Origin of the sequence: Streptomyces alkaliterrae, assembly GCF_007097205.2 — a bacterium.
Lineage (GTDB): Bacteria > Actinomycetota > Actinomycetes > Streptomycetales > Streptomycetaceae > Streptomyces > Streptomyces alkaliterrae.
The window spans coordinates 1-5809 of sequence record NZ_VJYK02000332.1 but is presented as its reverse complement, the minus strand read 5'-3'; the positions used below and the strand labels follow the sequence as shown (position 1 = coordinate 5809).

Below are 5809 nucleotides of genomic sequence, written 5' to 3'. Positions count from 1 at the left end.
GTCGTGCCGGGGTCGGGGGTGCCCTGGTCGGGGGCGCCCACGCCGCCGACGTTCCCGGTGTCGCCGCCGCCGTCGCCGCTGCCGGTGTTGCCGTCACCGGCGCCGTCGACGATCGGCTCGTTGCGGTCGAACGGGTAGCCCGGGTACAGCTCCTCGATCTGCCGGACGCTGAGGCGGCCCGCCATCAGGGCTCGGTCGATCTCGTCCCTGAGGTTGCCGCGGAGGTCCCACGCCATGGCCTTCAGCCAGGCCACCGAGTCGACCGGAGTCCACGGCTCCGGCTTGTAGTCGGCGTTGACCAGGCCGAGCGCCGCGTACTCGACCGAGAGGCCGGAGCCGCTGCGCTCCTTCAGGTAGGCGTTCACGCCGGTCGCGTACGCGTCGAGGTACTTCTTCGTCGACGCCGACAGCTTCTTGTCGTACTCCTCCTGCGCGACGCGGCGCCAGCCCAGCGTTCGCAGGAAGGCGTCGGTCTCGACCTGCTTGTCCCCGAACATCTCGGACAGCCGGCCGGCCGTCATGTGACGACGGACGTCCATCTCCCAGAACCGGTCCTGGGCGTGCACATAGCCCTGCGCCAGAAACAGGTCCTCGGCGGTGCCCGCGTAGATCTGCGGGATGCCGTTGCCGTCCCGCTTGACGTTGACGGTCCCGGACAGGCCCTTGATCTGCTGTGAGCCGGTGGTCTGCGGGAAGGACGCCCGTACGGTGCTCACCGTCCAGAAGGTTCCGCCGCCCACCCCCGCCACCAGCAGCAGCACGACAGTGATCACGATCAGGCGGGTGCGTCGGGACCGTTTCTTGGCGGGCATCGCTGTCCTTATGCGGGGCCGGTGGGACCTTCGGATCGGCTGAACGGCTGATCCGTGCTGGAGCAACTGTAGGCCGACCACGCTGGACGGCCCGACGGAAGGTCACGCTTCCGGTACTCGACCACATGCTCGAACGAGCACTTGGTGCGGAAACAGAGCAGCACTCTCGGGTGTTTCACGGCTCGTGGCGTGCATCACCTTTGAATGCCAGGCGGAGAATGGCATGCGCCCGCTAGTATCAAAAGCACACACGTTCTTGTCAGTCGACCCTGTCTGATGCAGAGCTGGCGCCACTGCCCGACCGGATCGCCGGTCGGACCGCGCGACCCGACCATCCCTCGGGATCACCGCGCACCGGCAGCACGGCGCAAGAGGACAGCTCTCGGCAACCGCGGCAAACCGCGGGTGCTACCAGACGGCAGAAAGGCACGGCCGTGGCCTCCAAGCCCGGCTACCGTCAGCTGTTGCGCACACCCGGCGCCTGGTCGTTCCTGGTACCCGGCTTTCTTGCCAGGCAGCCGTTCGCGATGCTCACCATCGGCATCGTGCTGCTGGTCCAGCACACCACGGGTTCCTTCGCCGTCGCGGGCGCCGTTTCCGCCGCGACAGGTATATCCATGGCGCTCTGCGCCCCCCAGGCGGGCCGTCTCGCCGACCGTTTCGGTCAGCGGGCGGTGCTCGTCCCCGGCGCGCTGCTGCACGCCGCCGCCGTCTCCTCACTGATCACCCTCGCTCTCCTCGACGCGCCGCTGTGGGCGCTGCTGCTGATCTCCGTACCCACCGGCGCGACCGTGCCCCAGATCGGCCCGATGGTCCGTGCCCGGTGGGCGCACCGGCTGAGCGGCAGCCGCCTGATGCCCACGGCGGCAGCCTTCGAGTCCGTCACCGACGAGTTCACCTTTGTCGTCGGCCCGGTACTGGCCACCGCGCTGTGCACGGGCGTGCACCCGGCGGCCGGACTGACCGCCGAGGCGATCCTCACGGTTGTCGGCGGTCTGCTCTTCGCAGCTCAGAGCCGCACGGCACCGCCGGCCCACGGCGGGTCCCGGCCCGCCGGAGGACGCGCCTCGGCACTGTCCGTGCCCGGTGTGCGCGTGCTCATCGTCGCCTTCCTCGGTATCGGGGCCGTCTTCGGTGGCATGCAGGTCTCGCTGACCGCCTTCACCCAGTCGATCGGCGCGCCCGGCGCGAACGGCCTGCTGTACGGCGTCTTCGCCGGCGGCAACATGCTGGCGGGTATCGCCTGCGGAGTCGTCGTCTGGCGCTCGGCCCCGCACCAGCGTCTCCCCCGGGCCTACGTGCTGCTGGCGCTGGCCACCGCGCCGCTGTGGTTCGTCGCCTCCCTCGGGTCGGCGGCACTGGTGGGCGCTGTGGGGCTGCTGGTCGGCCTGGCGATCGCGCCCGCGCTGATCACCGGCTTCACCCTCGTCGAACAGCTCGTCCCGGCGGGCGCCCGGACCGAGGCGTTCACCTGGCTGACCGGCTCCGTCGCACTCGGCCAGGCACTGGCGGCCACCACGTCCGGACAGCTCGCCGACGGCGTCGGTTCCGCCGCCGGATTCCTCGTCCCGCTCGCCGGTACGGCGCTGGCAGCCGTCACGGTCGCGGTGCTCCGCGGCCGGCTGGCCGGCCCCCGCACCGCCGACGGCACCCCGGTCGTACCGTCCCCCTCGGAGTCCGAGGAGCGGGTGGTCGCACGTGGCGAGGGTCACCGAATCCCGGTGTCGGTGGACTAAGCCGCCGGAATACTGCACCATTAGGCGTCGTTAGCACTCCCCAGAGAAGAGTGCCAGGAGGAGCAAGTGCCGACCTATCAGTACCAGTGCACCGAGTGCGGCGAGGGCCTCGAGGCGGTGCAGAAGTTCACCGATGACGCCCTGACCGACTGCCCCAGCTGCGAAGGCCGCCTGAAGAAGGTCTTCTCCGCGGTCGGCATCGTCTTCAAGGGCTCCGGCTTCTACCGGAACGACAGCCGCGGCTCCTCGTCGAGCAGCAGCCTGCCCGCCTCCGGCTCCTCCTCCGGCGGGGAGAAGAAGAGCGAGGCGAAGTCGGACAGCGGCAGCACCGCCCCGGCTGCCAGCACCTCGGCCGCCAGCACCTCGGCTGCCTGACCGAGCGGGCCCCCGGTGGTCTGGGCTTCCGCGCCACGACCAACTGCCGCCGTCCGCCATACAGCCTGCCTTTTGTCACAGCCCTTGCCGCGCCGTCGCGCGGCAAGGGCTGTGGTCGGTCCGGCGCCGGCACGTCAGCCCATAGGGTGAACGCCATGAGTGAACAGGCTGAGACGGCAGGGCACTGCGTCGCACACTCCACGACGGCTCGCGCGGAGATCGGGGTCATCGGCGGTTCGGGTTTCTACTCCTTTCTTCGCGACGTCACCGAGGTGCGGGTCGACACCCCGTACGGTGAGCCGAGCGACAGTGTGTTCCTCGGCGACCTGGACGGGCGCAGGGTGGCGTTCCTGCCCCGGCACGGCCGGAACCACCATCTGCCCCCGCACCGGATCAACTACCGGGCGAACCTCTGGGCGCTGCGCTCGCTCGGTGTACGGCAGGTTCTCGCACCGTGCGCGGTCGGCGGACTGCGCGAGAAGTACGGCCCCGGCACCCTTGTGGTCCCCGACCAGCAGGTGGACCGGACCAAGAGCCGCGTACAGACCTTCTACGACGGTGAACCGCTCCCTGACGGCAGCCGCCCGGGCGTGGTCCACGTGGGCTTCGCCGACCCCTACTGCCCCTCCGGACGTGAGGCCGCGGTGACCGCCGCGCGGGGACGCGGCTGGGAGCCCGTGGACGGTGGCACCCTCGTGGTCATCGAGGGGCCCCGCTTCTCGACCCGGGCGGAGTCCCTTTGGCACGCCTCCCAGGGTTGGTCGGTCGTCGGGATGACCGGCCACCCCGAGGCGGTGCTGGCCCGGGAGCTGGCCCTTTGCTACACCGCGATCGCCCTGGTGACCGACCTCGACGCCGGCGCAGAGACCGGCGACGGGGTCTCCCACGCCGAGGTGCTGTCGGTGTTCAGGGAGAACGTGGGTCGCTTGCGCGAGGTCCTGTTCGACGCGGTCGGCCGGCTGCCGAAGGAGCGTCTGTGCCCGTGTCGGAACGCGCTGGACGGTCTGGAGCTGGGAATCAGGCTGCCATGACCGTAGGCCGGACCGGAAGGACTCACGGCCCGATTCCCGCGCACGAGTGACGGGGTTATCCACAACCTGTGAGTTGTCCACAGGCTCAAGCGGGATCTTGCCAAAGGCGTCACCGTGGTGTCCGCACGGCCGCTCAGCTGGCGGGCGGCACGGTGACCCGGCATGAGGTCACCGGCCGCCGCTTGCCATCCTCGATGTCGAAGCGTGACAGCACGATGTCCGAGCGCGGCCGGGTGACCTTCCCGTGGCCACGCCCTTCATGGGCGAGGCCGAGTGACAAAGGCGGTGACCATGTCCGTCAGTCCATCGTTCCGCACCTCAGGGCCTTCCCCCGGCCATTCGCGCTCAGCGAGTAGAGGCCGTCGTGGGGCCCGGGGCTCCCCCGGATCCGCCGTTCCACCACCCCGTTCCGTGCCTTCCTTCGACCCGCTCCGGGTGGGGCCGGGTGGGCCGTGCGGTCGGTTGAGGAGAGTGCTTCCGCCGGCCGGCCGCAGAGGGGCGTTGGTGCTGACGCTCATCATGGCTCTGGTGGGTCTGATCCTCCTGGGACGCGGCACTGACAGCGTGTCCGCGCCGGACGACGCCGCCGGGCGGTCGACCGGGCAGGCGACGACGGCCGAGCGCGCCGCCTCCGGCGCCGACGAGGCGGCCGCTGAGCGAGCCGACGCACAGGCCGGTGAGCGGGCAGCCGGCGGCGAAGCGGCCGCGCCTCGGGCGGCGGCCCGGGTGCTGGTGCCGGTCCGGATCTCCGACGCCGATGTGGTGCGGTTGCTGCAGCCGGGCGACCGTGTGGACGTGTTCGCGAGTCCGACGGGGCTCCCCGCCGGGTTTGTCGGCGAGGCCCGCCCAGGCGCCACCGGGGCCACACGGCTGGTGGCGCGAAGGGCGAAGGTGGCGAAGGTCCCCGCCCGGCGTGCGGCGGAGACGGGACGAGATATCGGCCGGCCGGTCGAGGCGGAACACATACCCGGCGCGGGCGGCGCCCTGGTGGTACTCGCGGTGCCGCCCTCCGCCGCCCGCGAACTGGCCGGAGCGGCGGCCGACAGCCTCTCGGTGGCGCTGTGGTGAAGCCGCCCTCCCGGCACCCGGTGGCAAGACGGCGCGCTCGTTCCCTCGACCGCACAGTTGCGCTGTTCCGTGACCGTCCTGAGTGATAGGGCGCCTCTCAGGGTGATCGGACTGGACAGCTCCGCTTCCACTCGGGCAGCGTGCCTGGGGCTGCTCTCCCGAGCAGCGGCTGACGTCGAGAGAGAAGGGCACGCGGGTGAGCGAGCAGAAGCAGGGGGTCCTTGCGGGGTTCAGGGAGTTCCTGATGCGGGGCAACGTCGTCGAGCTGGCGGTCGCGGTGGTCGTCGGTACGGCGTTCACCAAGATCGTCGACGCCATGGTCAACGGGATGATCAACCCGGTGGTGGGCGCGATCGGGCCGAAGAACCTCGACCAGTACGAGTCCTGCCTCACCACCTGCACGACGAATGCCGCCGGGGAGATCGAGGGAGTCCTCTTCAAGTGGGGCATGGTGCTGAGCGCCTCACTGACCTTCCTCATCACGGCGGCGGTGGTGTACTTCCTCATGATCGTGCCGATGAACCGGTACAAGGCACGTCAGGACGCGAAGAAGCCCACGTCGGACGAACCGGCGCCGCCCACGGAGCTGGAACTGCTCACGGAGATCAGGGACGCGCTGGTGGCGCAGCGTACCGCCGGTGGCACCACGGGCACGGAGGCCGCCCAGGTGCTCGCTGGTCCACGCCGGGAGTCGGCCGGAACTCAGGACTGAACCGCGGCCTCGCCCACGGTCTGACCGCGCACGGCACGCGGCCAGGCCGAGGGTGGGTTGGGAGCGGGCCGGGGA

At 70.8% G+C, this 5809-nt stretch carries 6 protein-coding genes; 5 read left to right on the top strand and 1 reads right to left on the bottom strand.

Annotated elements, in window-relative coordinates; all coding sequences use genetic code 11:
• A partial coding sequence (locus FNX44_RS22925; protein WP_143650691.1) for a penicillin acylase family protein occupies positions 1 to 812 on the bottom strand: 812 nt, incomplete at its 3' end.
• A 434-nt stretch (positions 813 to 1246) separates the two neighbouring features.
• Here FNX44_RS22925 and FNX44_RS22920 point away from each other — a divergent pair.
• From FNX44_RS22920 to mscL, 5 genes are all read left to right on the top strand, one after another.
• Positions 1247 to 2548 carry an MFS transporter gene (locus FNX44_RS22920; RefSeq protein ID WP_323369595.1) on the top strand — a complete coding sequence of 434 codons (1302 nt, stop codon included), beginning with the start codon at positions 1247 to 1249 and terminating at the stop codon, positions 2546 to 2548.
• A gap of 66 nt (positions 2549 to 2614) precedes the next feature.
• Positions 2615 to 2923: an FmdB family zinc ribbon protein gene (locus FNX44_RS22915; protein WP_143650690.1), complete on the top strand. Its 309-nt coding sequence runs from the start codon at positions 2615 to 2617 to the stop codon at positions 2921 to 2923.
• A 155-nt stretch (positions 2924 to 3078) separates the two neighbouring features.
• The gene (locus FNX44_RS22910) at positions 3079 to 3954 is read left to right on the top strand and encodes an S-methyl-5'-thioadenosine phosphorylase (RefSeq protein WP_143650689.1); all 876 of its coding nucleotides are present in this window, start codon (positions 3079 to 3081) and stop codon (positions 3952 to 3954) included.
• A gap of 504 nt (positions 3955 to 4458) precedes the next feature.
• Positions 4459 to 5022 (top strand): RcpC/CpaB family pilus assembly protein, encoded by a 564-nt coding sequence (locus tag FNX44_RS22905; RefSeq protein WP_323369593.1) that lies wholly within the window; start codon positions 4459 to 4461, stop codon positions 5020 to 5022.
• A gap of 196 nt (positions 5023 to 5218) precedes the next feature.
• Positions 5219 to 5734: a large conductance mechanosensitive channel protein MscL gene (mscL, locus tag FNX44_RS22900; protein WP_181355346.1), complete on the top strand. Its 516-nt coding sequence runs from the start codon at positions 5219 to 5221 to the stop codon at positions 5732 to 5734.
• Positions 5735 to 5809: the final 75 nt, after the last annotated feature.